The sequence below is a fragment of the Ruegeria sp. AK11 genome, assembly GCF_056541095.1.
In genome coordinates, this window is the sequence record NZ_JBQFXU010000001.1 from 569,145 (window position 1) to 595,811 (window position 26,667).

Annotated in this window: 27 protein-coding genes and 1 tRNA gene; 14 read left to right on the forward strand and 14 right to left on the reverse strand. The window is 58.7% G+C overall.

Annotation, left to right across the window (positions count from 1 at the left end; all coding sequences use genetic code 11):
- Positions 1-87: 87 nt before the first annotated feature.
- Genes ACR0D9_RS02900 through glmM form a run of 3 tightly spaced genes read left to right on the forward strand, consistent with a single transcriptional unit; the run spans position 88 to position 3,380 of the window.
- Complete coding sequence (locus tag ACR0D9_RS02900) at positions 88-1,008, forward strand: dihydroneopterin aldolase (protein ID WP_480537582.1); 921 nt, start codon at positions 88-90, stop codon at positions 1,006-1,008.
- Entirely contained in the window at positions 1,005-2,003 is a 999-nt protein-coding gene (gene folP / locus ACR0D9_RS02905; protein WP_480537584.1) for a dihydropteroate synthase, read from the forward strand. The genes ACR0D9_RS02900 and folP overlap by 4 nt, the downstream gene beginning before the upstream one ends.
- A gap of 33 nt (positions 2,004-2,036) precedes the next feature.
- Positions 2,037-3,380 carry a phosphoglucosamine mutase gene (gene glmM, locus ACR0D9_RS02910; protein ID WP_480537586.1) on the forward strand — a complete coding sequence of 448 codons (1,344 nt, stop codon included), beginning with the start codon at positions 2,037-2,039 and terminating at the stop codon, positions 3,378-3,380.
- On the opposite strand, the gene ACR0D9_RS02915 is transcribed toward glmM, so the two are convergent.
- Positions 3,377-4,279, reverse strand: coding sequence for a DMT family transporter (locus ACR0D9_RS02915; protein ID WP_480537588.1), 903 nt, complete (start codon positions 4,277-4,279; stop codon positions 3,377-3,379). The two genes, glmM and ACR0D9_RS02915, sit on opposite strands and share 4 nt — an antisense overlap.
- A gap of 78 nt (positions 4,280-4,357) precedes the next feature.
- Between ACR0D9_RS02915 and ACR0D9_RS02920 the strand changes: the two genes are divergently transcribed.
- On the forward strand, positions 4,358-4,669 hold the full coding sequence (locus tag ACR0D9_RS02920) for an ArsR/SmtB family transcription factor (RefSeq protein ID WP_480537590.1): 312 nt from the start codon (positions 4,358-4,360) through the stop codon (positions 4,667-4,669).
- A complete protein-coding gene (locus ACR0D9_RS02925) occupies positions 4,666-5,121 on the forward strand; it encodes an SRPBCC domain-containing protein (RefSeq protein WP_480537592.1) in 456 nt (151 codons plus the stop codon). Before ACR0D9_RS02920 ends, ACR0D9_RS02925 begins: the two co-directional genes overlap by 4 nt.
- A gap of 46 nt (positions 5,122-5,167) precedes the next feature.
- On the opposite strand, the gene ilvC is transcribed toward ACR0D9_RS02925, so the two are convergent.
- Positions 5,168-6,190 (reverse strand): ketol-acid reductoisomerase, encoded by a 1,023-nt coding sequence (ilvC, locus tag ACR0D9_RS02930; protein WP_209504241.1) that lies wholly within the window; start codon positions 6,188-6,190, stop codon positions 5,168-5,170.
- Positions 6,191-6,321: 131 nt separating this feature from the next.
- Between ilvC and ACR0D9_RS02935 the strand changes: the two genes are divergently transcribed.
- Entirely contained in the window at positions 6,322-6,777 is a 456-nt protein-coding gene (locus ACR0D9_RS02935; RefSeq protein WP_267363387.1) for an Lrp/AsnC family transcriptional regulator, read from the forward strand.
- Positions 6,774-7,232 (forward strand): Lrp/AsnC family transcriptional regulator, encoded by a 459-nt coding sequence (locus ACR0D9_RS02940; protein ID WP_209504239.1) that lies wholly within the window; start codon positions 6,774-6,776, stop codon positions 7,230-7,232. The genes ACR0D9_RS02935 and ACR0D9_RS02940 overlap by 4 nt, the downstream gene beginning before the upstream one ends.
- Before the next feature lie 6 nt (positions 7,233-7,238).
- On the opposite strand, the gene ACR0D9_RS02945 is transcribed toward ACR0D9_RS02940, so the two are convergent.
- Positions 7,239-7,940 (reverse strand): GntR family transcriptional regulator, encoded by a 702-nt coding sequence (locus ACR0D9_RS02945; protein ID WP_209595877.1) that lies wholly within the window; start codon positions 7,938-7,940, stop codon positions 7,239-7,241.
- Positions 7,941-8,170: 230 nt separating this feature from the next.
- Between ACR0D9_RS02945 and ACR0D9_RS02950 the strand changes: the two genes are divergently transcribed.
- Entirely contained in the window at positions 8,171-9,298 is a 1,128-nt protein-coding gene (locus tag ACR0D9_RS02950) for an aminotransferase class V-fold PLP-dependent enzyme (RefSeq protein WP_480538230.1), read from the forward strand.
- Between the two features lie 12 nt (positions 9,299-9,310).
- Here the strand turns inward: ACR0D9_RS02950 and ACR0D9_RS02955 are convergent, their stop codons facing one another.
- From ACR0D9_RS02955 to ACR0D9_RS02965, 3 genes are all read right to left on the reverse strand, one after another.
- A complete protein-coding gene (locus tag ACR0D9_RS02955) occupies positions 9,311-10,507 on the reverse strand; it encodes a UbiH/UbiF family hydroxylase (RefSeq protein ID WP_480537594.1) in 1,197 nt (398 codons plus the stop codon).
- A 74-nt stretch (positions 10,508-10,581) separates the two neighbouring features.
- Entirely contained in the window at positions 10,582-10,830 is a 249-nt protein-coding gene (locus ACR0D9_RS02960; protein WP_209504235.1) for a hypothetical protein, read from the reverse strand.
- 86 nt (positions 10,831-10,916) lie between these two features.
- On the reverse strand, positions 10,917-11,561 hold the full coding sequence (locus ACR0D9_RS02965) for a pyrimidine 5'-nucleotidase (protein WP_480476564.1): 645 nt from the start codon (positions 11,559-11,561) through the stop codon (positions 10,917-10,919).
- A gap of 100 nt (positions 11,562-11,661) precedes the next feature.
- On the opposite strand from ACR0D9_RS02965, the gene ACR0D9_RS02970 reads away from it, so the two are divergent.
- The gene (locus ACR0D9_RS02970; protein ID WP_267363400.1) at positions 11,662-12,309 is read left to right on the forward strand and encodes a GntR family transcriptional regulator; all 648 of its coding nucleotides are present in this window, start codon (positions 11,662-11,664) and stop codon (positions 12,307-12,309) included.
- Between the two features lie 3 nt (positions 12,310-12,312).
- On the opposite strand, the gene ACR0D9_RS02975 is transcribed toward ACR0D9_RS02970, so the two are convergent.
- Both ACR0D9_RS02975 and carA read right to left on the reverse strand, forming a co-directional pair.
- Positions 12,313-14,190 (reverse strand): glycosyltransferase, encoded by a 1,878-nt coding sequence (locus ACR0D9_RS02975; protein ID WP_480537596.1) that lies wholly within the window; start codon positions 14,188-14,190, stop codon positions 12,313-12,315.
- 81 nt (positions 14,191-14,271) lie between these two features.
- A complete protein-coding gene (carA, locus tag ACR0D9_RS02980) occupies positions 14,272-15,438 on the reverse strand; it encodes a glutamine-hydrolyzing carbamoyl-phosphate synthase small subunit (RefSeq protein ID WP_480537598.1) in 1,167 nt (388 codons plus the stop codon).
- Between the two features lie 183 nt (positions 15,439-15,621).
- On the opposite strand from carA, the gene ACR0D9_RS02985 reads away from it, so the two are divergent.
- Positions 15,622-16,107, forward strand: a complete 486-nt coding sequence (locus ACR0D9_RS02985; protein WP_480505598.1) for a GatB/YqeY domain-containing protein — start codon at positions 15,622-15,624, stop codon at positions 16,105-16,107.
- 21 nt (positions 16,108-16,128) lie between these two features.
- Here ACR0D9_RS02985 and ACR0D9_RS02990 read toward each other — a convergent pair whose 3' ends face one another.
- The 4 genes from ACR0D9_RS02990 to ACR0D9_RS03005 form a co-directional block, all read right to left on the reverse strand.
- A complete protein-coding gene (locus tag ACR0D9_RS02990; protein WP_209504230.1) occupies positions 16,129-16,620 on the reverse strand; it encodes a DUF2244 domain-containing protein in 492 nt (163 codons plus the stop codon).
- A 44-nt stretch (positions 16,621-16,664) separates the two neighbouring features.
- Positions 16,665-17,264 (reverse strand): DsbA family protein, encoded by a 600-nt coding sequence (locus tag ACR0D9_RS02995; protein WP_480537600.1) that lies wholly within the window; start codon positions 17,262-17,264, stop codon positions 16,665-16,667.
- Between the two features lie 122 nt (positions 17,265-17,386).
- Positions 17,387-19,045 carry a cytochrome c oxidase subunit I gene (ctaD, locus tag ACR0D9_RS03000; protein ID WP_267366169.1) on the reverse strand — a complete coding sequence of 553 codons (1,659 nt, stop codon included), beginning with the start codon at positions 19,043-19,045 and terminating at the stop codon, positions 17,387-17,389.
- 461 nt (positions 19,046-19,506) lie between these two features.
- Positions 19,507-20,745 (reverse strand): metal-dependent hydrolase family protein, encoded by a 1,239-nt coding sequence (locus ACR0D9_RS03005; RefSeq protein ID WP_480481396.1) that lies wholly within the window; start codon positions 20,743-20,745, stop codon positions 19,507-19,509.
- A 562-nt stretch (positions 20,746-21,307) separates the two neighbouring features.
- On the opposite strand from ACR0D9_RS03005, the gene ACR0D9_RS03010 reads away from it, so the two are divergent.
- Positions 21,308-21,721: an HIT family protein gene (locus ACR0D9_RS03010; protein ID WP_480537602.1), complete on the forward strand. Its 414-nt coding sequence runs from the start codon at positions 21,308-21,310 to the stop codon at positions 21,719-21,721.
- 503 nt (positions 21,722-22,224) lie between these two features.
- Here the strand turns inward: ACR0D9_RS03010 and lipB are convergent.
- Positions 22,225-22,881 carry a lipoyl(octanoyl) transferase LipB gene (lipB, locus tag ACR0D9_RS03015; protein ID WP_480538232.1) on the reverse strand — a complete coding sequence of 219 codons (657 nt, stop codon included), beginning with the start codon at positions 22,879-22,881 and terminating at the stop codon, positions 22,225-22,227.
- A 41-nt stretch (positions 22,882-22,922) separates the two neighbouring features.
- Positions 22,923-23,582 carry a DsbA family oxidoreductase gene (locus ACR0D9_RS03020; protein ID WP_480537604.1) on the reverse strand — a complete coding sequence of 220 codons (660 nt, stop codon included), beginning with the start codon at positions 23,580-23,582 and terminating at the stop codon, positions 22,923-22,925.
- Between the two features lie 141 nt (positions 23,583-23,723).
- On the opposite strand from ACR0D9_RS03020, the gene ACR0D9_RS03025 reads away from it, so the two are divergent.
- The 3 genes from ACR0D9_RS03025 (at position 23,724) to ACR0D9_RS03035 (ending at position 26,646) form a co-directional block, all read left to right on the forward strand.
- A tRNA-Leu gene (locus ACR0D9_RS03025) sits at positions 23,724-23,810 on the forward strand.
- Between the two features lie 189 nt (positions 23,811-23,999).
- Positions 24,000-25,880, forward strand: a complete 1,881-nt coding sequence (locus ACR0D9_RS03030) for a glycosyltransferase family 2 protein (RefSeq protein WP_480537606.1) — start codon at positions 24,000-24,002, stop codon at positions 25,878-25,880.
- Positions 25,881-25,974: 94 nt separating this feature from the next.
- The gene (locus ACR0D9_RS03035) at positions 25,975-26,646 is read left to right on the forward strand and encodes a class I SAM-dependent methyltransferase (RefSeq protein WP_209595900.1); all 672 of its coding nucleotides are present in this window, start codon (positions 25,975-25,977) and stop codon (positions 26,644-26,646) included.
- The last annotated feature ends 21 nt before the right edge of the window (positions 26,647-26,667 follow it).

Below are 26,667 nucleotides of genomic sequence, written 5' to 3' on the forward strand. Positions count from 1 at the left end.
GGTTGGAATGGCGTTTGTTTGAATGTTATAGGCGCTTGCAACGCCTATAGTGGGCAAGCCCTGCAACAAGCCGAAAAGGCCGGACCCATGAGTTCTGAAATCCGACTGGCATTTGCGCACCCGTCCGAACGGTCCGAGGCGACCTCGCCCCGAGGGCCGCTGGACCGCATTTCCCTGCGCGACCATATTGTCGAGGTTGAAATCGGTGCGTTTCAGGCCGAGCGGGGAACAACCCAGCGGATCTGTTTCAACATCGTGGTCGAAGTCCGGTCTCTGACCGACCCGATTGACGACGATGTGGATCGCATCTTGTCTTATGACCGGGTAACGGAATCCATTGCCTATGAACTCGCGGCCGAGCGTCTGAACCTGCTTGAAACCCTGGCCGAGCGTGTGGCCGAACGTATCTTGCATGAACCTCAGGCTGTAAGAGTCTTTGTTCGCATCGAAAAACTGGATCGCGGTCCGGGCGCTCTTGGGGTCGAGATCGTGCGCGGGAAAGACTCGGTTCATCACGATGTGACCGAGGAAGACCGCCCGCATCCCCGTCTGGTCTACCTGTCGAATGACGCCATCGCCTCGGACAATCTGACCGGGTGGATCGACCAGTTGCAGAACCGCCAACGCCCGCTGATCCTGTGTGTGGGGGCGTCAGACCTGGCTGCGCCGCAAACCGGCCACGCAATGACACAGCGCCGGATTGACCTGCTTGCGATCGAGCAAAACGCGTGGGTTCTGGCCGCACGCGATCACCGCTGCAAGGTGGTTTCAACCCGGACGGAACTGGACTGGGCCATGAAGAACGGCCAGATCTGTGTCTGGGCCCCGTCCAAGATCGTTCTGGACGCGGTGGATGGTCCTTCTGCCGCGCCATCCGACGCCGTGGCTTTGGCCGCGTGGTTTGCCGCGACCTTTGAAGCCAGTGAGATGATGGTCATCGGCGGTGAATTGCCGAAAGCGCCCAAAACCCCCCTGCGGGCTGTGGCCGTGGATCAGGCCAAATTGTGAGCATCTATTTCAGACCGCTGGTTCAGCACGGCCAGACCCGACCCGCTGGCGCGTACTCTCTGGCCGGTCAACCCCTGTGGTTTACCCATGTCGAAGCGCTTGGGCGCGATACCGCTCCGCAGATCATGGCGGCATCGGATATTCCCGGTGGGGCGCTGGCGCGTTTGACCGGCCCGCGCGCACCCATTGCCGGGCTGGATATGCAGGTGCCGCATATCATGGGCATTCTCAACACCACGCCTGACAGTTTCTCGGACGGGGGCGTTCACAGCTCGGTCGAGGCCGCCCGCGATGCCGCTGCCCGGATGGTGGCGCATGGGGCCACCATTCTGGATATCGGCGGGGAATCAACGCGCCCGGGTGCGGATTTCATTCCGTCAGATCAGGAAATTGCCCGCACCCGCCCGGTGATCGAGGCGATTCGCGCGCAAACGGATGCCCTGATTTCAATCGACACCCGCAAAGCCAGCGTCGCCAAAGCGGCGTGTGCGGCGGGCGCAGGGCTGGTCAACGATGTCTCGGGGTTCACGTTCGATCCCGAACTGGCACCGTTTTGCGCCGCCAAGGGCACACCGGTCTGCGTCATGCATATGCAAGGCGATCCGGCCACGATGCAGGAAAACCCCAGCTACGACAACGTGTTGCTGGATGTTTACGACTTCCTCGAACCCCAGATCGCTCTGCTGGAGAACCTGGGACTTCGGCGCGACCTGATCATCGTCGATCCGGGCATCGGTTTCGGCAAGACCGAAGACCATAACCTGACCTTGCTGCGCAATCTCAGCCTGTTTCACGGGCTTGGCTGCCCGATCCTGCTGGGCGTGTCCCGCAAGGGCTTTATCGGAACAATTGGACGGGAACCGGACAAGACTGCCCGCGCTCCGGGTTCAATTGCCGTGGCTTTGGCCGGATTGTCCCAGGGCGTGCAGATCATTCGCGTTCACGACGTCGCCGAGACCGCTCAGGCCTTGCGCCTATGGGCCGCTGTCCGGTAATCCGGTCTCACGGAAAATCACGGAGTGACACCAATGCGCAAGCTGTTCGGAACCGACGGGGTGCGGGGCACGGCCAACACGCATCCGATGACGGCGGAAATGGCGTTGCGCATCGGGGCTGCGGTGGGGCGCTATTTCCGGCGTGATGCGACCGGTGTGCACCGGGTCGTCATCGGCAAGGACACACGCCTGTCCGGCTATATGCTGGAAAACGCGCTGACCGCCGGTCTGACGTCAACGGGAATGAATGTGCTGTTGCTGGGGCCGGTTCCGACGCCTGCGGTGGGCCTGATGACGCGGTCGATGCGGGCCGATCTGGGTGTCATGATCTCGGCCAGCCACAACCCGGCAGAGGACAACGGCATCAAGTTCTTTGGCCCCGACGGTTATAAACTGTCCGATCAGGCCGAGATCGACATCGAAAAGCTGATCGACGAAGGTGTCCGGCCTGCTCAGGCCCAGAATATCGGACGGGCGCGTCGTGTTGATGACGCCCGGTTCAGATATGGCGAGCGTGTGAAATCCTCGCTGCCGCGCGATGTGCGTCTGGATGGTCTCAAGGTGGTGATCGACTGTGCCAACGGCGCCGCCCACCGCACCGCGCCCGAGGTTCTTTGGGAACTGGGTGCAGACGTGATCCCGATCGGGATTTCGCCCAACGGGAAGAACATCAACCTCAACTGCGGATCGACCAAGCCGCAACTGGCTGCCGAAACCGTCGTGGCGCATGGCGCTGACGTTGGTGTCTGTCTGGACGGCGACGCGGATCGGGTCGTTATCGTCGACGAAACCGGTCAGGTCGCCGATGGCGATCAGCTTATGGCACTGCTGGCGACGGCCTGGAAAAAATCCGGGCAGTTGAAAGGCAATGCCCTTGTGGCCACCGTGATGTCCAATCTCGGGCTCGAACGGCACCTGTCGTCACACGATATGCGGCTGGAACGCACAGCCGTCGGCGACCGCTATGTGGTCGAACGTATGCGCGAAGGTGGCTTCAACCTGGGCGGTGAACAATCCGGTCATATCGTGATGAGCGACTATGCCACCACCGGAGATGGCCTGATGGCCGGTCTGCATTTCCTGGCCGAGATGGTTCTGTCCGGTCGCAAAGCCTCGGACCTGTCCAAGCAATTCGAAACCGTGCCGCAGCTGCTGAAGAACGTCCGCTATGCCAGCGGCCAAACTCCGCTTGAAGTTCAAAGCGTTAAAGCCGCCATTGCCGATGCCGAGGCGCGGCTGAACGGGCAGGGACGGTTGCTGATCCGTAAATCCGGCACCGAGCCGCTGATCCGCGTTATGGCCGAATGCGAGGATGACGCGCTGCTGGTCCAGGTCGTCGACAGCATCGTGGCCGAGGTCGAAGCCGCCGCAGGCTAGCGCCCGAACAGAACTCTGCGCAGGCTGAACCACTGGCTGATGGCCATGCCCGTCAGGATCAGGGCCAGGGCGACGTAGAATCGCAGGGGCAGGGCCTCGGACAGGATCCAGGCCCCGAACACCATCGACCAGATCGGCACCTGATAATTCACCAGTGTCAAAAACACCGATCCGGCGCTGCGGGTGATCGAAACCCGCAGCAAATTGGCGAATGCTGTGGGGATCAGGCCAAGCACGATCAGGGCCAGCGACGGGCGGTTACCCTGCCAAGTAGGGACACCTTCGACCAGCAGCATGATGGGCACCAGCAGAACAGCGCCGACCAGCAGGGTCAGCGCGGCCAGCGCCAGCGGCTCGACTGGCGGGCAGCGCCGCGTCAGGATCGATGTCGAGGCATAGCAAAGGGCGGCCGAGACACAGGCCAGCTGCGCCAGTGGCTCGGTCCCTTGACCCAGCTTTGCCAGACCGGGTCCGATCAGGACCAATGCGCCGGAAAACCCAAGGCACACGCCCAGAAACCGACGCAGGTTCAGCGGCTCATCTGAAAAGAAATGCGCCAGCGGCAACACCATCAGCGGAATTGCAGCCATGGACAACCCTGCAAAAGCCGAGGGCACATATTGCTGCCCCCAGCTAAGCAGCATGAAAGGCACCGCAGTCGACAGCACGCCAATCAGCAGGATTGATGTAGTCAGCGCGGGTGTCAAAACCGGCATGCGGCGCCCGGTGATCCGCATCAGGACAAGCAACGTCACCGCCCCTAATGTGGTGCGCGATGTCGCCACGGTAATCGGGCCATAGCCTTCCAAAGCCATCGCGACGACCATGAATGTGCCGCCCCAAATAAGCCCCAGCGTGAAAACGCCGCTCCAGTCCTGTTTCGTGGGTTGTTCAACCATTCCATCCCCTTATCCCGCGTGCGCGCCGGTGTCACGGGCTGATCTTGACTTAATGTTAGTTTGTACTTACCGTAAGCAATGACTTACGATTCGACATTTTCAGCTTTGGGCGATGCAACCCGCAGGCAGGTGTTCGAAGCCGTCGCCAGCCAGCCTCAGGCAGTGGGCGAACTTGCGTCAAAGCTGCCGGTAAGCCGACCGGCCGTCTCGCAACATCTCAAGGTGCTGTCGGATGCCGGGCTGGTGACATGCCACGCGAAAGGGACGCGCCGGATCTATGCGGTGCGCCCCGAGGGGCTGGCAGAGCTGCGCAGATGGCTCGACCGGTACTGGACCGACGTGATGAACAGCTTTGCAGATGAGGTGACCAGAGCCGGAGAGAGGCCATGACAGACCCGATTGTCAAAACAATTGCCGTAGGTGCCTCAGCTGCGCGTGCTTTCGACATCTTCGTCAACCGCATCGGTACATGGTGGCCGCTGGACAGCCACGCGGTGTCCGCATCGCAGGGACAACCGGCAAGGGACGTGGTTATTGAACCCCGGATCGGTGGCGCGGTCTATGAGGTCATGTTCGACGGAACCCGTGCCGACTGGGGTCAGGTGCTGGCGATCGATCCCGGCCGATCCGTGGCATTCACCTGGCATCCGGGCACCAACAAGGGGTCTCCTACGCGCGTCGATGTGCGTTTTGAGGATTGCGGTTCGGGGCAGGCAAAAGTCACCCTGACGCATTCCGGCTGGGATGTCTGGGCAGATGAAGCGCCCCAAAAGCGCGGCGGCTACGATACGGGATGGGATATCGTTCTGGGTGAATGCTTTGCCAAAGCGGTCTTAAAATGAAAAAGGGCGACCGCCTGGGCCGCCCTTTGCCTGACATCGGTCAGGTTTAGTTCTTTTCTTTGTCGACCATCTTGCCGGCCGAGATCCACGGCATCATGCCGCGCAGCTTGGCGCCGGTCTCTTCGATCATATGCTCGTCATTGGCGCGGCGCGACGCTTTGATGGTCGGCTGGCCAACGGCGTTTTCCAGCATGAAGTCACGGACGAATTTGCCCTGCTGGATGTCGTCCAGAACCGCTTTCATGCGGGCTTTGGTCTCGTCGTATTTCAGGATGCGCGGACCGGTGACATACTGGCCATACTCAGCCGTGTTCGAGATCGAGTAATCCATGTTGGCAATACCGCCTTCATAGATCAGGTCAACGATCAGCTTCACTTCGTGCAGACACTCGAAATAGGCCATCTCGGGTGCGTAACCGGCCTCGACCAGAGTTTCAAAGCCGCAGCGGATCAGTTCGACCAGTCCACCGCACAGAACGGCCTGTTCGCCGAACAGGTCGGTTTCGCATTCTTCGCGGAAGTTGGTCTCGATGATGCCCGAACGGCCGCCACCGATGGCCGAGCAGTAGGACAAGCCGATTTCCAGCGCCTTGCCGGTTGCATCGTTGTGAACCGCGACCAGGCAGGGCACACCGCCGCCTTTGGTGTATTCGCCGCGCACGGTGTGGCCAGGGCCTTTGGGGGCCATCATGATGACGTCAACACCGTCTTTTGGCTCGATCAGGCCGAAGTGGACGTTCAGGCCGTGGGCAAAGGCGATGGCGGCACCAGGCTTGATGTTGTCATGGACGTATTTCTTGTAGGTTTCGGCCTGCAACTCGTCGGGCATGGTGAACATGATGACGTCGCACCAGGCAGCCGCTTCGGCGATGCCCATCACTTGTAGACCTTCCGCTTCGGCTTTCTTGGCCGAGGGCGAGCCTTCGCGCAGGGCGATGACCAGGTTCTTGGCACCCGAGTCGCGCAGGTTCAGCGCGTGGGCGTGACCCTGGCTGCCATAGCCCAGGATAGCCACTTTCTTGTCTTTGATCAGGTTGATGTCGCAATCGCGATCGTAATAGACGCGCATTTTGCCGGTCCTTTCTGGTTTGGTTGGGGCGGTTCTACCTGCCGTGCGTCGGATTGGCGATAGGGTTGGGCTTGAGTATTTGTAAAAAAGATGAAGAATAATTCTTGAAAACGGAAAATACTGAAAAAATCATGCTTGACGATATCGACCGGCGCATTTTGCGTCACTTTCAGGCGAACCCCAGCCTGACCACCGCGGAACTTGCCGATCTGTGCCGGATCAGCGCAGGTGTCTGTTGGCGCAGGCTGGAAAAGATGCAGGCAGCCGGGATCATCGAAGGGCAGGAGGCGGTGATCGACTGGACCGCGATGGGCTATGCTGTCGAAGTCTCGCTTCGGATCACCCTGGACAAGACACAGGCCCGCGCCTTTGACGAGTTTATGGAAGAGGCCCGCAACGTGGCCGAGGTGATCGAAATCCAGACATTTCTGGGACGGGTGGATGTCCGGCTGTCCGTTATAGCGCGGGATATGAAGCACTATCAGCAGCTTTATCGGGACCGGATCCTGACCCTGCCGCATATCGCCGATATCGAAGCGCTGATGCATATCGCGCGGGTCAAGCGGGACGAGGTGTTACCGGTATGATCGAGCTGGACGAGATTGACCGCCGTCTGCTGCGTGCGTTGCAACAGGACGCCACCCAAAGCGCAGGTGCCCTGGGTCGGAGGTTCAACCTGTCTCAGCCCGCCACCTGGCGGCGTATCCGCAGGTTGGAGGACGCCGGGATCATCAAGGGCCGGCGGCTGCGTCTGAATGCCGAGGCGCTGGGATTCGGTGTGACCGTGTTTCTGGGGGTCAAGCTGGCGCGCAAGGGACAGATCAGCCTTGAGGATTTCGAACGCGCCGTAAGTGCCATCCCCGAAGTGCAGACCGTCGAGCATGTTCTGGGATTGTACGACTACCGCTTGCGCGTCGTGGCGCGGGACCTGTCCGATTTCGAACGCGTGTTGCGGCGCCGGATCATGACGCTGCCCGGCGCAGGCGATGTCGAGGCGAACGTCCTGCTGAGCGAGGAACGGCTGCCCGGTCCGATTGGGTGACGTGCCTTAATATCTGGTGCGGATGTAATATCCGGGATGATGGGTCAGGCGGGCAAACGTGATCGGTTTGTCTTCTTTCCAGGTGGTGCGCTCCATCTGGATCATCGACGCGCCCGCCGTGGTGCCCATGAATTCCGCCAGCCTTGCGTCAGCGGAAATCGCGCAGAACGCAACCTCGGCATCGTTGAACGGAGCGGCATTCAGCAACCACTCATGCGGTCCTTGCTGGGTCAGGTCGGCGTTTTCCACATCGGGGACGGTTTCGATATTGATCCAGCGCTCTTCAAGCTGGAACGGGCGGTTGTCCGCGTAATGCATACAGACGACATGCAGAACCCGCGTCTCGGCGGGGACATCAAGCTGAGAGGACAGCCAGCGGGGGCAGGCCTCGACAGTCCGTTCCACCAGCGCATAGCGATAGACGGCATTCTGGCTTTCGACCATCTGCCGCGCCAGTGAGAATTCCAGCTTGGCGTGTTTGCTGGGCTCTTTCTTGACCCGCGTCCCGCTTTTGCGCTTGCGTTCGATGAAACCCTGATCGGCCAGTTCCCTGAGGGCACGGTTCACCGTCGCGCGGGCGCAATTGAATTCTTCGGCCAGTTGCGTTTCGGTCGGCAGCAATGATCCCTGAGGCCACACGCGGCTTTCAATACGTCGTTTTACTTCATCTCGAACGGACTGGAAGTTAATACGCTTTTGTATCGTCACAGGAAAAATATCCCTTCAAGTAAAAAGTGTGCGCATCTGTTCAGAAGCAAGCAGAAGTGTAAAGGGGAAGTGACACTGGTTGGCGTCATTTTCTTGTGTTCCCAGTGTTATACAGCACCGAATGGGTCGATTTTACCCGCATTCCGTCGCGTCACTTTTTGTCGCGAAATGGCTTTACTGGCCAAGGTAAAGAGACCAAGACTGCACTGACGATATTGAAAGGACGCCATATGCCTGCCTTGCTGAAGAACGTTGACCCGAACGGGCTTGAAGAATTCTCGGTCGTATTCACCGATCGCTCGCTGAACCACATGTCCCAAAAGTTTCAGGGGGTAATGCGCGATATCTCGGCCATGCTGAAAGAGGTGTACAAGGCAGACGGGGTGGCCGTCATTCCGGGCGGCGGTACCTATGCGATGGAGGCGGTCGCCCGGCAATTCGCGCGCGGGGCGGATGTTCTTGTGGTTCGGAACGGGTGGTTTTCATACCGCTGGAGCCAGATCATCGAAAGTGGTGCCCTGACCAGCTCGACCACCGTGATGAAGGCGCGCGAGACTGGAAATTCCAGCCAGTCCCCCTTTGCGCCCGCACCGATTGACGAGGTCGTCGCAACGATTCGCGAACAGAAACCCGGCGTTGTGTTCGCACCGCATGTTGAAACGGCGGCGGGTGTCATTCTGCCGGATGACTATGTGACCGCCCTGGCCAGCGCGGCGCATGAGGTGGGTGCATTGATGGTGCTGGATTGCATCGCATCCGGGTGTGCCTGGGTGGATATGAAAGCCACCGGTGTCGACGTCCTGATCTCGGCCCCGCAAAAGGGCTGGAGCGCATCGCCTTGCGCCGGTCTGGTCATGCTGTCCGAACGGGGCGAGGCGCGTCTGGAACAGACAAGCTCGGACAGTTTCGCCATCGACCTGAAGAAGTGGCGCCAGATCATGCAGGCCTATGAAAATGGTGGCCACGCCTATCACGCCACAATGCCCACCGATGCGCTGCTGGCCTTCCGCGATACCATGGCAGAAACCAGGGGATACGGGTTCGAAAAGCTGCGCAAGGCGCAATGGGCATTGGGCGACGGCGTGCGGGCGATGTTGAAGGAGTATGGCATTGTCTCGGTGGCGGCTGACGGTTTCGGCGCGCCCGGCGTTGTGGTCAGCTACACCTCGGACCCCGAAATCCAGAACGGCAAGAAATTTGCCGCTCTGGGGATGCAGATCGCGGCCGGGGTGCCGCTGCAATGTGACGAACCCGAAGGCTTCAGCACCTTCCGTCTGGGCCTGTTCGGATTGGACAAGCTTTATGATGTGGACGCCACCATCGCGCGCCTGAAACGCGTGCTGGATCAGGTTCTGTAAACGGGCCGGGCCTTAGCGAACGCCAAGGCCCATCTGCATCAGCGTCTTGCGCACAGGCGGCAGGGAATACAGCGCGCTCAGCCCCATTGCGCGCGCATCCCGCAGCGGGCGCGCCTCGATCATCGAGGCGCGGTTCAGCAGATCAATCCCTTTGACCCGCATCTCGATCTCGGTGTGGCGCGCCTTGTGATAGGCGTCCAGCATCTGCGCGTCGCCCAGATCTTCGGGCCGGGACTGCGCCAGATCCAGCAGGCAGCGCAGATCGCCCAATGACATGTTCAGCCCCTGCGCGCCGATCGGTGGCACCACATGCGCGGCCTCGGCCATCAGGGCAATGCGCTCACCCGCCAGCCGTTCCGCGGACTGGCTGATGATCGGCCAGATCGTCCGGCGCGATGCCAGCCTCAAGGGGCCAAACAGGCCACAGGACCGTTCCGTCATCGCAGCCTCAAACGCTTCGGCATCAAGGGTCAACAGGTCAACGGCATTCGGCCCGCGTTCCATCCAGACAATGGCGGACGAAGGCTGCCCCTGCCAATCGGGCAGCGGAACCAGCGTGAACGGCCCGCCAGACCTGTGTATCTCGGTCGAGACATTCTCGTGAGGAATAGGATGCGTCACCGCAAACGCCAGCGCTTTCTGCCCATACCGTGTTGTATGCACTTTGATACCGGCGGCCTCGCGCATGGGAGAGTTGCGCCCATCTGCGGCCAGCACCAGCTTGCAGCGGATGCGGCTGCCGTCGCTCAGGCCAACGCGGGCTTCGGCAGTGCGGGTGAACAGGCTGACGGTCCCGGTGCCGGGGCGGAAATCGACATTCGGCAGCTCTGCCAGCCGCGCGACCATCTCCCGGCGCAACAGCCAGTTGGGCAGGTTCCAGCCAAACGGTTGCTCGGAAATGTCAGCGGCGTTGAAATCGCGTATGACGCGGGGTTCGGGCACGTCCCCGCCGGCATCGACAATACGCATGATCTGCAAGGGGGCCGCATGTGCATCCAGCCGTGCCCACAGGCCGCATTGCTCCAGCAGGCCGCGCGCAGGTTGCAGAAAGGCGGTGGTGCGCAGGTCGGACCCGTCCACATCCCGTTCGGTGATCGGTGGCGCGGGATCTACGCACACCACGTCAAACCCGGCGGTTCCAAACGCCGCCGCTGCGGTCAGACCGGCGATTCCACCGCCGGAAATCAGGATGTCACAACGGTCAGTCATGGCGCCTCTCATCAGTTCGGGCAGACCCTAGTTCGGTTCCACTCCCTGTGCCAAGTGACATCCTGTCCCGTATCTCAGCCGCGTGAGATCAGGATCAGGACCAGGAACATCACCGGCACCATCATCAGGGCAGGGATGTAAAGGCCGGGAAGACCAAACACCATGGCCGAACAGCCCCACATGCTGAGGACCGCGCCGACGGTATAATACAGGTCCTCCGCCTTGGCGTTGGCGGCGTCGCGGGCCAGCCACCCGAAAACCGGAATTGCAAAGAATAGGCGCTGCCAAACCGGCAGGCGTCCGGGCATCTCGATCGCACTCATGGGGCTCTCCGTTCTGTTCGTCGCTCCAGCGCATATAGGGCTGCGCATGCGGGTGCAGAACGTACGGATCGTCGCAGTGTGACAGGCTACCGCAGGCGGGCCAGAAATGCGGTCAGATCATCCGTGTGATGGTGGATGTGATCGGCCTCATGCGGGTCCGGGGCGACATGAACCGTGCGCATTCCCATCTCATGCGGGGCGGCCAGATTACGCGGGTCATCCTCGAACATGGCGGCCTTGTCAGCCTGAATGCCATCCTGTGCAAAGATGGCTTCAAAGGCGGCTTTCTCGGGCTTTGGCCGATACCCGGCATGTTCGACGCCATAGATTGCATCAAACAGCCCCGAAAGCCCGCGCGCCTGCAAAACCCGCTCGGCGTAGGGCGCGCTGCCATTGGTGTAGACGATGCGCCGTCCGGGCAGGGCGCGAATGTGATCGGCCAGCTCTGCATCCGGGTCCATATGGCTCATGTCCACCTGATGCACCGCGTGCAGATAGGGCTCGGGGTCCAGATCATGTTCGGCCATCAACCCGGCCAGCGTAGTGCCGTATTGGCGCCAGTACTGCCCGCGCAGCCTGTCGGCCTCGGCCCGGTCCACGCCGATGGCCTGCACCACGTAATCCGTCATCAGAACTTCGATCTGATCGAACAGCTGCATATGCGGCGGATAGAGGGTGTTATCCAGATCGAACACCCATTGCGTGACATGACTGAAGGACGGTTTGACCATGGCTTGGGTTTAGGGCGCGGGCGGGGTGTTTTCAATGCCGTACTTGATTGACGCCCCCAGAGACGGATAGACATGTCCGAACGAGGAGACAGAATACCCCATGAGCCAGACCCGATCCCCCACCAAGGATGCCTATAGCCTGATACTCGAAGCCATTGATGTCGGCGTCTACAAGCCCGGCGATCGTCTGGTGGAAAGCGAGCTGGCAGAACGGTTCGGGGTGTCGCGCACCCCGATCCGCGAAGCGTTGCAACGCCTGGAAACCCAGTCTCTGCTGGAACGGGACGGTCGGTCACTGATCGTGGCGTCGCTGGACCACAACCAGATGGCCGAGCTTTATATCGTGCGGCGCGAACTGGAAGGGCTCGCCGCGCGGCTGGCTGCCAAACACGCCACCGAAGAAGAGATCAGGGTTCTTCAGGACATGGTTCTCGAAGATGACAAGCTGGTGGGCGATCCGATGGCGCTGTCACGTGCCAACCGGCGCTTTCACGAACAGATCCATCTGGCCTCGCACAACCGCTACCTTGTCCAGCAGCTTGATCTGGTGCACCGGACAATGGCCTTGATGGCGACTACGTCCTTGGCCGTGCAGGGGCGCGGAGAGATTGCCCAGAGCGAACATAAAGGCATTGTCGAAGCCATTGCCGCGCGCGATGAAGAGGCGGCGGGGCGGGCGCTCAAGGACCATATCTCGATCGCGTTCATGACGCGCCTGAAACAGGACGCAAGCCGCCGCGACAAGTGATTATCAGGTCAGCGGCTCGTCTTCGCTGGCCTGCCCGTGCTGGGTTTTGTCCCAGAAAAACGGGTTGGTCGCCAATTCCCACAGCGCCTTGTAACCGGCAATCACGCCCAGCGGGAAATAAAGAAACATCGTCGGAACCCAAAGCAAAAGAAACCGCCGCTCACGCGCGGATACGGCGATCAGGCCAACGCCGATACTCAGCCCCTCTGCCACCAGAAACAGCCCGATCAGCGCGTTTGAGATGGATTGCGGCAGAATAGGTCCCATCGGATTGGCCAGCCCCAGACTCGACAGCCAGAATACCCAGAGAACGGGTGCCAGCAGAAATTGCCCCAGCGTACCCAGAAAGAACGCCTGAAGGCCCAGAAATCTGGCACCTCCAAGGTCACGCCACAGCTTTTGCGGGCTGCGCATATGCACCAGATACGTGACCATGAACCCCTTGAGCCAGCGCGAGCGCTGTTTGACCCAGGGCCAGGCCCGGAAATTCGCCTCTTCATATGTTGTGGTATCCACCATTTCGGTCCGGTACCCGGCCCGGTACAGCCTTACGCCCAGATCAGCATCCTCGGTGACGTTATGGGCATCCCAGCCGCCCAGTTCCAACAGCTTGTCGCGACGGAAAAAGAACGTGGTGCCCCCAAGTGGCACCACCAGCCCCATACGGGCGATCCCCGGCAGGATCACGCGGAACCAGCTGTTGTATTCGATGGTAAAGCAGCGTGACCGCCAGTTGGTGCGCGGGTTGTAGTAATCCAGAACCCCTTGCAGGCACACCACATCCGGCGCGGCCTGGGTGAAATGCGCCACCACGCGCTCGATCTGATCCGGTTGTGGGGCGTCCTCGGCATCCCAGACGCCGACGAAGTCGCCCCGGCAGAAATCCAGCGCGTAATTCATGGCGCGCGGCTTGGTGGTCAACCCGTTCAGCTCGGGCACCTCGACGATGCGAAACCAGCTGGGCAGGCTCACCTGCGCAAGGGCATTGCGCGTCACGTCATCCTTTTCCTCAAGCACAAGGATGAGATCCAGCAACGCCTTGGGATAGGTCAGCCGCTGTAGTCTCTGTACCAGAGCGTTCGCGATCTCGCGCTCCTTGTACAATGGCACCATGATCGATACGCAGGGTTGCCGCAATGTGATGGCAGCTTCGGTGTGGTCCGGCTGCGTTCTCAGGCGATGCCAAAGGTAAGCCAGCGTGCCAGCCATCCGAAAGGCTGCAAAAAGCACCAAAGTTCCCACAGCTATGCCCAGCACCGCCAGCAGGCCAAACGCCGGGAACATGGCAAACAGCCCCAGCACACACAACAGGGCCACCGAAGGCCCCACGCGCGACCTAAGGGTCCAGTTGCGGCAGCTTTGCGCGGGATCAACCCGCGTTTCCGCCGATCTGGCCAAAGACCCCGAGAATTGCCGCGCAATCGTCCGATCGATCTGATCGGATGCCGCCAGCACCGGGATCACGGCATAATCGCATTCCCGCATCCCGGCGGTCACGGTTGCGAACCGGTCGGGCCGGGCGGTGGCCACCAGAACAAGGGGGCCAATCCGCATCCAGGGGATGACATTGTGTTTCAGCCAGAAGTCGACCGGCATTAACCCGCTCAGTTCCGGCATCGGCGGGATCTGTTCAAGATCGGCAATCTGCCAGCCGGATTGCGCAGACAGCGCGCTCAACACGTCCTGCCGGGTGGCATAGCCTTCTCCGACCAGTATCTCTCCCAGCGGTGCGTTCTGTCTGGTTTGCTGGCTCAGCGCATGGTCCAGCTGGGATCGGGTGATAGCCCCGGTTTCCAGCAGGCAGGTGCCCAACGGTTTCCGATACCCGGGCGCGGGGATCGGTGCGGCGGACGTGAAATCCAGAAGATCAAGCTCAGCCATAACAAAACCCTGGCGCAGTTACCTGCGCTCAGGGTTGTTCGATCAGGGTTAACACCCGGTTAACACTGCACAGACAAGCAGTTATGCCTGAATTTTCTTCTTTTCCATGGCCTCGGCGAAACGCTCGAACAGATAGAAACTGTCCTGCGGTCCGGGCGATGCCTCGGGGTGGTATTGCACCGAATAAACCGGCCTATCCGCCATGCGGATACCGCAGTTCGAACCGTCAAACAGCGACCGGTGGGTTTCCACGACGCCATCCGGCAGGGATTGCGCATCGACAGCAAAACCGTGGTTCATCGACGTGATCTCGACTTTGCCGGTGTCCAGATCCTTGACCGGGTGGTTCGCGCCATGGTGGCCATGGTTCATCTTGACCGTCTGACCTCCCAGCGCCAGCGCCAGCATCTGGTGTCCAAGGCAGATGCCGAACACAGGCAGGTCTGTCGTCTCCAGAATCTCTTTGATCATCGGCACGGCGTATTCGCCTGTTGCTGCCGGATCGCCGGGACCGTTCGACAGGAACACACCGTCGGGCTGATGTGCCAGCACGTCGGCTGCGGTCGCGGTTGCGGGCAGAACGGTAACATCACATCCGGCGGATGCGAGGCAGCGCAGGATGTTGCGCTTGGCGCCATAGTCTACGGCAACAACCTTGTGGGCAGGGGCCTTCTGACGCTGGTACCCATCCGGCCAGGCCCACCGCATCTCATCCCAGCGATAGCTTTGGGCGCAGGTGACTTCCTTGGCCAGGTCCATGCCCTCCAGCCCGGCAAAACCGCGCGCGGCGGCGACCAGCGCCTCGATGTCGAAATTTCCCTCGGGGTCATGGGCCAGCGCCACATGCGGCGCACCTTGCTGGCGGATTGCCCGGGTCAGGCGGCGGGTATCGACACCCCCGATGGCGATGCGCCCCCGGCGGGCCAGCCAATCCTTGAGCTCCTCGGCCGAGCGCCAGTTCGATGGCTCGGTCGGATCCCATTTCACAACCATGCCAGCGGCGACCGGATCACCGGTTTCGTCATCCTCGGGGTTCACGCCGACATTGCCGATATGAGGGAAGGTGAAGGTCACGATCTGCCCGGCATAAGACGGGTCGGTCATGATCTCCTGATATCCGGTCATCGCCGTGTTAAAGCACAGCTCGGCCACGGTTTGCCCGGTCGCGCCGAAGCCTGCGCCGTAAAACAGGGTTCCATCGGCCAAAGCCAGACATGCGGTGGGCTTGGACGGGGCATTCGGGGCCATGGCGCGACTCTCCTGTAGGGTAAATCGGCGCATACCTAAGGGGGTTGGGCGTCTGGGTCAAGTCTGTTCAATTTTTGGGCTGTTGTTGTTTTTCAATGGGTTAGATGGATCGACCCCCGGTTGTGTCAGGCTTTTTGTTTCGATATGGTCGGGGTTCCGTTGTCATGGGGATGGACAAACCAAATGGACATGCGATCACGGGTGAATGCCGCCCTGAAGCAAGCAATGAAAGACAAAGCAGCCGAGCGTCTGTCGACGCTGCGGTTGATCAACGCCGCCATCAAAGACCGCGACATCGCGGCACGTGCGTCCAGCAATGAAGAAGCAAAGGGATGCAGCGACGCAGAGGTTCTTGAAATCCTTGGTAAAATGACCAAGCAGCGCAAGGAAAGCGCCCGCGCCTACGAAGAGGGTGGTCGCCTGGATCTGGCCGAACGCGAGATTCGCGAAGTTGAGGTGATCGAGGAATTTCTGCCAAAACAGCTGGATGACGATGAGGTCAGCAAGGCCATTCAAACCGCCATCACGGCAACCGGCGCGGGTTCGATCCGCGATATGGGTAAGGTGATGGGCGAGTTGAAGACGCGCTATACCGGCCGGATGGATTTCGGCAAGGTCGGTCCGATGGTCAAGGATCATCTGTGCGCAGCCTCAAACGGCGATTGCTGAGGCACTGGGCCCCGTGAATTGCTACTGCGCGACTGGCTCGCGCAGTCTTAGGACCAGTTCGTCATAAAGCGTGATCCGCTCATCTTCGGACAGAAACGCCCCGATTTCGACCTCGCGCCCGTCTCCGACAAGGGTGACATAATGCGGAACCGGGCCGCCTTTCTCGTGCATCGCGGGCCGCGCCCAATAGCGGTTGCAAGACCATTCGTGCTGCTCTTTGCCGGGGGTGTGGTGCACCAGCCGCGCATGTGTGCCCGACAGGGTCAGTACCTCGAACACACTGCGGGCGCGGTAGTTGGTCTTGATGGCCAGCCACAGCCCCAGCACAGTGATCAGCAGAAACGGCAGCAACCCCCACAGGATCACGGAACCAAGCGTGGCCAGCAGCGGGATCAGGCCAAACAGGAACACCGACAGGATCGTGATCATCGCCCCCCGCGGAGGCAGCGAGTTATGCGGCCAAAGCCGCAGTTCCTGTTCGGTTTCCGAGGTCTGATTCCACGTGTAGGGCATACCGCGAACATAGCGCAGCGCCGCCTCATGTCGACGGGTTTTGATCAGACGACGTGGCCGACCCGAGACCAGGACAGGGCGTCATCCAGACGATCGTCACCCCAGAACACCTCCTGCCGGACAACAAAGCTGGGGGCGCCGAAAACACCCAGTTTGACGGCGGTTTCGGTTTCCGCCTCAAGGGCCGCGACGATGTCGTCGCCTTGCGCGCGCGCCAGGGTCAGTCGGGGGTCTTGCTGACACCGCAACAGCGCCTCGGACAGCGCACTTTCGCGACCGGCTTCCATCCCTTCCTCGAACCAGATGCGATAGAGCGTTTGAGTGAACGTCACGCCCCAGCCATCCTTCATCCCAAGCACCGCAACCTGATTGGCCAATGCCAGATTGGAAATCGGATAGGGTGCGGGCAGGTTGGCGTGGATGTGGTACTTGGCACAGCGGCGTTCGATGTCGCGCCACATGTAAGCCGATTTCACAGGCTTTCCGGCAAAAGGGATGTTCTGCTGGGCCGACATCACCGTGCGCACATTGAACGGGCGCCAGTTCACCGTGGCGTCGTGCTGGGCACACCATTCGTCCAGACGCATCACGGTCAGGAAGCTGTACGTGCTGCCAATGGAATACCAAAAGTCGATCTCGGGCATTGCCGACCCTCCGACTGTTCCGTCCGCACATCATAGCCGATTTCGGGGCAGTTGGCGAACGCGGGGTGAGGGCAAAGAAAAACCCCGCCACCTGGGCGGGGTTTTCTTGGTTCAGATCGGGATCAGTGCGCGTGGCCCTTGTCCCAGTCTTCCTGCTTGGGCAGCTGCTCGAACGTGTGCTCGGGCGGTGGGGTGGGCAGGGTCCATTCCAGCGTATCGGCATACTCGTTCCAGTAGTTGGGCCGTGTCTCGCGTGCGCCACGCAGCAGGGCGTAGATCACGATGCCGAAGAACAGCAGGAACGAGGCGAACGAGATAAACGCACCGATCGACGAAACATAGTTCCACTGCGCGAACGCTTCGGGATAGTCGATGTAGCGGCGCGGCATGCCCTGACGACCCAGGAAGTGCTGCGGGAAGAAGGTCAGGTTGGCGCCGATGAAGAACATCCAGAAGTGAACCTTGCCCCAGAACTCGGAATACTGGCGACCGGTCATTTTTGCGAAGTAGAAATACATCCCCGCAAAGATCGCAAAGACAGCACCCAAGCTCATCACATAGTGGAAATGCGCAACCACATAGTAGGTGTCGTGATAGGCGCGGTCCACGCCAGCCTGCGACAGCACCACACCGGTCACACCGCCAACGGTGAACAGGAACAGGAAGCCGAAGGCAAACAGCATCGGTGTCTTGAACTCGATGGAACCGCCCCACATGGTCGCGATCCAAGAGAAGACCTTAACGCCCGTCGGAACCGCGATGACCATCGTGGCCAGCATGAAATAGGCCTGCTGACGCAGCGACATGCCAACGGTGTACATGTGGTGCGCCCACACGACAAAGCCCAGCACACCGATTGCGATAATCGCCCAGACCATCGGCAGATAGCCAAAGATCGGCTTGCGCGAGAAGGTCGCGATGACATGGCTGATGATGCCGAAACCGGGCAGGATCACGATATACACTTCCGGGTGGCCAAAGAACCACAGGATGTGCTGATACAGGATCGGATCGCCGCCACCGGCCGGATCAAAGAAGGTAAAGCCAAAGTTGCGGTCCATCAGCAACATGGTGATCGCGCCCGCCAGAACCGGCAGCGACAGCAGAATCAGCCACGAGGTGACGAAGATCGACCAGCTGAACAGCGGCACCTTGAACAGGGTCATGCCGGGGGCACGCATGTTCAGGAAGGTGGTGATCATGTTGATCGCGCCGAGGATCGAGGAGGCGCCCGATACGTGCACGGCAAAGATCGCAAGGTCCATGGACATGCCGCCCTCGGTCGTGGACAGCGGCGGGTACAGAACCCAGCCCACGCCCGAACCCATCTGATCGTTACCACCCGGGCTCAGCAGCGAGGCCACACCCAGCGAGGTACCGGCAACATAAAGCCAGAAGGACAGGTTGTTCATCCGCGGGAACGCCATATCCGGCGCGCCGATCTGCAACGGCATGAAATAGTTGCCAAATCCGCCGAACAGGGCAGGGATGACAACAAAGAACATCATCAGAACACCGTGATAGGTGATCATCACGTTCCACAGATGCCCGTTGGGCGTACACGGGTCGGCCATGAAGCCTTCCAGGCACATGTACTGAACACCGGGGTGCATCAGTTCAAGCCGCATGTAAACGGTCATCAGAACCGAGATCAGACCGGCCAGAGCCGAAACGATCAGGTACAGAATCCCGATGTCCTTGTGGTTGGTCGACATGAACCAGCGCTGGAAAAAGCTGCGCTGGTCTTCATGGTCGTGACCATGAATGGCTGCGTCTGCCATTATAGGTGCCTCCTGTTGCAACTACACCGCGCAGCCGGACCTCTCCAACGCGCGGGATTCCTGCTGGTTTTAGAATGCGTAGGGGCGACCTTCAATGGCCGAGTTTGATCTGGATCAAGATAAATGGCCGCACCCCCCTTGAAAACGGGTGTTCGAGAAGCCGGGATCTGAGCGTTCGGGGGGGGGCTGGTGATACAGCGGGCCTAGCGCCTGTGTTCAGGTCGCCCGCAATGGGTCCGTCTCTCAAAGCTGACCGGAAAGGCGTGAACCTTTGCCTCTGGCCAATCACCCGAACCGAGGACAGGGAAGGGGGGAGCCCCGAGACCTTCTAAGACATTCGTGCTTGCGCAGCGAACTACCTGTGGCCCACCCCGCCCTTGTCGCGCACCTTGAGGCGCATCGAGTTAGCCTGCCATCTAATAGGCTCACACAGCGTTCGGAACACCTTGAAGAAATGCTGATCACTCGATCTCGTTTTTGAATATCCTGCCGTCCTTCATGATCAGGTCGAAGTTTGCATCGGGGTCCGCGACCAGATCGATATCGTCCATAGGATTGCCATCGACGAGGATCAGATCAGCATAAGCGCCTTCCCGGATCACACCAAGCGGGCCTTCCTGGTACGGGTGGCGCGGTCCGGCGAGTTCTATCAATTCAGCATTTGTCGAGGTCGCCATTTTCAGAACCTCGTATGGCGTGTACCAAGTCTTCATCTTCGCCAGGAATTTGCCTTGTTTTTTCGCAAGCTCCGCATCGAAAAGCATATCTGTGCCGAATGCGACCTTCACGCCGATCTCTTTGGCCATATCGATTGAGGTCGTGGTGCCATCAGTAACCTCCACCCATTTCGCTGTGCTAACTGGGTCGCTGAATGAGAAAGCGTCCTCGTCGTCAAGCAATGGCTGGACAGACAACCAGACGCCGTTGTCCTTCATCATCTGTAGGGTTTCCCTGCTGAGCAAATTGCCGTGCTCAATGGTTTTGACCCCGGCTTCAATCGCCATTTGGGCAGCTGCATCGGTAAAGATATGCGAGGCGACGTAGGTATTGTAACTTTCTGCAACCGCGACGAATGCCTTCAACTCTTCGAGCGTGTATTGGCTCATGTCGAGCGGGTCATAGACCGACGAAACACCGCCACCGCCAGAAATCTTGATTTGCGAAGCGCCCATGCGCATGACTTCGCGGGCGCGCAGTGTGACGTCGTCAACCCCGTCCGCGATCAGCATCAGCCCCACACGGTTCCAATACCAAAGCGAGTCACCCGGGTTTGAAGGCGCGTCCTGGTAGGCACCGTAGTCAAAATGACCGCCCGTCTGGCTAATCGGAGGGCCAGAAGGCACGATTCGTGGGCCGGGAATTTCGCCCGCATCGATCATCTTCTTTGTCGCGAAGGGATTGCCGCCGACGTCTCGCACCGTCGTGAATCCGCGCATCAGCGTGTCTTCCGATCCCATGGCACCCCGGATTGCGATCTCGAGTATATCTCCGGAAATCACGGTGGTTTGAGCCGCGCAACAATATGAAGTGTGCCAGTGGACGTCGATGAGCCCCGGTATCATCGTGCGCCCGCCACCATCGATGACTGTCCCGCCCGCTACAGCGAGAGGTTCCGTGGTAACCGCAGTAATCAAGTTGTTGGTTACGACGACATTCGCACCTTCCAGTAGTTGTTCGCTTTCGCCGTCAAACACGTTCACGTTGGTGAACAGGATGGATGATCCATCCTGAGACATTGCCGGTGACCAGGCCAAGGCTAACGACAGCACGGTTATTGGAATACGGAAGAGAGCCGGCATTTACGAAATCCTTCTGAAGTCTGAACGGTCTGAAGATGCTCTTTCACGCTATACCTGTATATAACTCTGATCAACTTCACGTTCCGACCGTCGGAAATCCCAAGAGCCGCTCTGACAACGTTAAAAGGCGTCGGCGCGGCCTAGTTGACGAACGTCAGCTTCGTCCATCTGGCGGACCTTTGACTCGACCTGGATGAATTTCTCAAAAACTTAACCAGTTTACGTCCGATTAAGAATTACGAAACCCGTGCTCTGCTGCGTAGGCAGGCATCACCTGTGGGGAACGTGCCGCATCTGTCTCTGATGATGTGATCTCATGCCAAATCCAAGTGTACAAAACGTACAACCCTCTCTGAAAACCCGGTACAATTTGTACATTTCAGGGCTCAATCCCCCGGCTTGACCCGGCGGGGCGGGTGGACCACAACTCGGTCAAAAGCCCCTCAAGGAACGGATGGCAACCATGGATTATGATCCCGACAACATCTTCGCCAAAATTCTGCGCGGCGAGATACCTTCGTCAAAAGTTTACGAAGACGCCGACACACTGGCCTTCATGGACATCATGCCTCGTGCCGATGGGCATTTGCTGGTGATCCCCAAAACGCCCTGCCGCAATGTACTGGATGCCACGCCCGACCAACTGGTGGCGGTCATGAACACCGTTCAAAAGATGGCTCGTGCAGTGATGAAAGCCTTCGACGCGGACGGTGTAACCATTCAGCAATTCAACGAAACCGCAGGCGGGCAGGAGGTTTTCCATCTCCACTTTCACGTCCTGCCGCGTCATGACGGAGTGTCGATGCGCCCACCTGGTAAAATGGGTGATTTCGACCTGATTGCCGAACATGCGGAGAAGATAAAAATCGCTTTTTAGTCAATATCTTACGGTCTTTTTGTGAGGTGATAGTTCGGACAATTACCCACACTCGCCCGCGCATATCGCCGTGACCGGAGACAAGAACACCCGAAACCCTTCCTTGGGACCGACCAAGTGACTCCATAGCTGGACTACGCAGAAATCGCCTGCTCCCTTGCAACGCGAATTGGCCATAAGATTAAGCGGGAAGGGGGAAATGAATTGCCGTTCCGATTTGGGGTCGGAACGGCAGACTCGTAACCAAACACTTCTCGGATTTCGAGGGCGAGCCCTTGATCACCGGTTTAACATACCACTCACTCTTGATTGGCAGTTTCATATTACTCGTTAACAACTCCGGTGTATCCCAGAGAATTAAAATTTGCCTAAAGAATACCGTAAAACTGGATCGTTCTTGGTAAATTGCGACGTGTTTCGGAAACAGAGCCTTCCGCCCATCCATATTGTTGTATCGGGGAGCGACAGAATCTGATTCGACGACTGCTGAACCCCAGACAGAATCAGGTTTCCGAAGCGCCAAAAACCTCCTCAAAGGTTGTCTTCAAGGCCGCATCAAGATCATCCATGGTGACCGGAAGACCCAAATCCACCAACGAGGTCACGCCGTATTCGCTGATCCCGCAGGGAACAATGCCCGAAAAATGCTCCAGGTCCGGTTCGACATTGACCGAAATGCCATGAAAACTAACCCATTTTCGCAAACGTAAGCCAATTGCCGCGATCTTGTCCTCTGCCGGTTTGCCGGTCACCGTCAGCGGTTTGTCGTCGCGCCGCACCCAGACACCAACGCGCCCGTCGCGTATTTCGCCGTGCACGTTGAATTCGGCCAGTGCTGATATCACCCAGTTTTCCAGCTGCTTCACAAATTGGCGCACGTCGCGCCCGCGCTTGTTCAGGTCCAACATGACATAGGCCACACGCTGACCGGGCCCGTGATAGGTGTACTCGCCGCCGCGTTTGCTTGCATAAACCGGAAAGCGGTCAGGATCGGTCAGGTCTTCGATCTTTGCCGACGTGCCTGCCGTATAAAGTGGCGGGTGTTCCAGCAACCAGATGCACTCCTCCGCGTCGCCGCGCGCAATCTCGGCGACGCGCGCCTCCATAAAGGCGGTGGCGTCGTCATAACTAGTCAGACCATCGGTGATTTTCCATTCCATGGCGGCCTCATATCCGCCCAAAGCGGGCAGGGGAAGAGGGGTCAGGCCGCTTCGGCCAAACATTGTTGCAGCACCCGAGAATAGGTGTCGACCCCTTGCGCGCCGGTCAGCAGGTATTTTCCGCCAAATACCATGGACGGCACACCAGAGATCCCCCGGCTGGTCCAGTACTGCTGTTTCCCGCGCACCAAAGCGATATGCTCGCCGGTCTCTAACACCTGACGTGCGGCATCAGGGTTCAGCCCTGCAGAAGCGACGGCCTGCAACAGAATCTCAGTGTCGGAAACATCCTGTTGCCGGGTGAAATACGCGTCGAATAGCGCAAGCTTCAATTGATGTTGCAGGCCCTGACCTTCGGCCCAATCCAGCAACTGATGCGCCTTGAATGTGTTCACGATCCGGCTGTCTTCATCAAAGTTGAAGGTGAACCCCAGTTCCGCCCCGATCGCCGTTAGCCTGTCGCGTGCCTGCTGGCTTTGTTCAGGGGTCGAGCCATATTTCTCAGTGATGTGTTCCCGCAGGTTCTGCCCTTCAGGCGGCATGTTCGGGTTCAATTCGAACGGGTGCCAGCGAAGTTGGGTTTGGATGCCCTGCTGTTTCAAAGCCGCATCAAGCTGGCGAAACCCTACTATGCACCACGGGCACACGACGTCTGACACGATATCGACTTGGATGATTGGGCGGGTGTCGGGCGAGGTCATCTGCGGCTCCTGTCAGATCGAAACTGTGTTGTTTACCGGCTTAGATAAGGCTGCCGCGTGGGATTTTAAACCAGCGTGTTTTTGCCTCTTCACATCGCGCGCGCCAACGTCTATACGCCGCTCTACCAAGTCACTGGCAGTGCGGTCGTGGCGGAATTGGTAGACGCGCAGCGTTGAGGTCGCTGTGGGGTAACACCCGTGGAAGTTCGAGTCTTCTCGACCGCACCAAATCTTTTCGCATCCTGTGAAGCGCGATCAGCTTTCGCGAAGCTGACTTTGCCGTTCTAGTCTGTTCTCTTGCATTGCAAATCCGTGGCCCGTAACTAAGCCAGGTGTCGGGAAGCGCGCGATACCTCTGCAATGATGCGATTTTTCCCTTCGTCCTGAGTTTGCGAGCCAAGGTTGCGGGTAGGTGCGATGAGACTTGTCATATCAACGATGAAAGACGAGGGGCCGTTCATCCTTGAATGGATCGCCTATTACCTTTCGATCGGGTTCACGCATTTCATAGTCAATTCGAATGACTGTTCTGATGGCACCGACGCGATCCTGAAAAGATGCGAGGAACTGGGTTTTCTGGTGCATATCGATAACCCCGGTCCCTGGAAGCATGGGCCGCAGGCGTCGGCCTATGCGAACGCTATGGAACATCCGTGGTACGCTGAGGCCGAGTGGATTCTGGTTTGTGATGTCGATGAATTTCTCGATATCCGTGTTGGGGACGGCACGCTGGACGATCTTTTTCGCACCTTTCCACATGCAGATGGCTTTGCCGCGATATGGCAGATGTTCGGGCACAATGGGATTGTCGAGTTTGAAGACAAGTTTGTGATCGAACAATTCACATCTGCAGCAGAGTTGGGGGTGGTTACGCCGCAGAATGTGCGTGCCTTCAAATCGCTTGTCAGAAACAACGGGTCTTATCGGGCAATCAACACACACCGTCCACGTGGCCCAATCGCCGGCAAGGCTGAAAGCTTTGCATGGATCGATGGTGACGGAGATCCCTTGCCACCTGCAATGCGGCGAAACGGTTGGTCTCATTCCACGACTGGCGCGGCCTTTGGGCAGCAGTTTTTCAGGATGAACCACTATGCCGTCCGGTCCATTGAGAGTTATCTGATGAAGCGGCTGCGGGGGGATGTAAACACAACCGCGTTTCATCCCAAGATGGAGGCAACGGGACAAGCCTATTGGCACATGCATTGCTTCAACAAGGTTGAAGAATTATCGGTCCTTTCCAAATTGGACCGCCTTGGAAAATCGTATGATGAACTACGTGCGGATCGTGTTCTGGGAGACTTGCACGAAAAAGCTGTTGCTTATCACAAGCGCCGTATCTCGGAGATACGTGAAACAGAGGCCGCGCAGGGATTCATAACTCGGTACAAGAATTTTGCCGGGGGGCGATATATCAAGGCGCTGGATCTGGGCGTGATGGAAGAAGGCGATCTTTCCTTTGATGCCGAGACCTACAAAGACCCCGAAGTTTCTTTCGCGCAAGTTGCGAAATGGACGCGCTTGGGCAAGATGTCCAAACCTGAAAACTCAAAACCCAATAACTACCCTTGGTTTACCCGGCTGGATTCTCTGGGAACGGCCATGGAGTACGAAGAAGCGGCGGCGCAGCATGCATTAATCACTAATGCAAAACAGGTGGACTTGCCGTTCGATCCGAAGGACCCATCTTTCCTGCCGCCAGTGTCTCCGGAGGTTGAAAGAACGAAAGAGCAGCGACAGCGGTTCTTGCGGTCAATCAGCGGCAAGAAGAACTGGGTTTTGATCGGGCATGTCGAAACCGAAATTGTAGAAGAAATACTCGCATTGGATGCAGTTGCTCAATTGACGATCATCGGGCCATGGGGGCTGTCGTGGGATACATTCGCCTGCAAGGATACGACGCAAGACAGTAATCTACAGGCCCTGGATCGCACGTTCTATGCATTGCTGGAGTACTTCCGCGAACCGATCATTGCGGGGCGTCTGAGGGTCTACCGGGCGCTGCCGCCTTTGATGCTGAAGCTGTTTCAGGATCAAAGTGTGGGCGTCGTGATCATACGCGGCGTTCGCGCCGAGCGTGTCATGTTGCAATTGCTGAACCGGATCGACAGGGTTCTGGCTCCGGGCGGAAGTATCGCTTTTACATCCTACAGGCGGGGCAAAGGGTCTTATTCCGGAATGTCTTCGGCTATTAACCGTTTTCTTGCGAGTAAAGCGAGTGACTATCGGATTACAAGCCTCGAGCCTCCGTGGCTTGGTATCGACAAGTTGCCACCACTTTCCAAAAACGACACATAGCTTCTGGTTCTTGAAGCAACGACATGTTAGCCATTGCCCAATAAACAAAACGGGTTTCGTGTGAATTCAATACCCGTCTGCAAGTGAGGTCGAGATGTCAAACGAACCCAGAGTGATCGGTGCTGTTCCCGGCAGCCAGAATAAACCGAACGCAGACAAGGCAACCAAGCGCAAGAATACAAAAGACGCGATCCGTCGTACGTTCCTGACGCGCCTTCCCAAGGGTGGCGTGGCTGTTGAGATCGGTGTCTGGCAGGGCGAGTTTTCTCCGACAATCCTCAAATTGCTTGAACCCAGTCAGTTGTTTCTGATCGATCCCTGGAAACATATTGGCGAGGAATCGCATACAACGGCGTTTGTCGGTCGGACCGAAGACGAAAAGATGGAAGCCATCTTCCAGAAGGTCGTCGCGTCCTTCGAAAAAGAGATCGAGGAAGGCAAGGTTGGCATCATTCGCGATTTCTCGGTGCCGGCATTAAAGCTCTTTGACGATGAGAGCATTTCATTTGCCTATGTCGATGGGGATCATTCTTACGAAGGAGTAACTGCGGACCTGGAGGCGTTGTTTCCCAAGATCAAAGCGGGTGGGATCATGGCGTTTGATGATTACCACCGTCGCGGTTGGTGGGGCGACGGGGTGATCCGGGCCGTCAACGAGTTTCTGGGCAAACACCCCCGTGAATTGCGTATCCGGGCAATTGCTGGTGCGCAGATCGCTATAGAAAAAATCACTCCGCAAGACGACAGCAAGAAACAGGGCGACTAAGCGTCTGGGGTGAATGGCAGT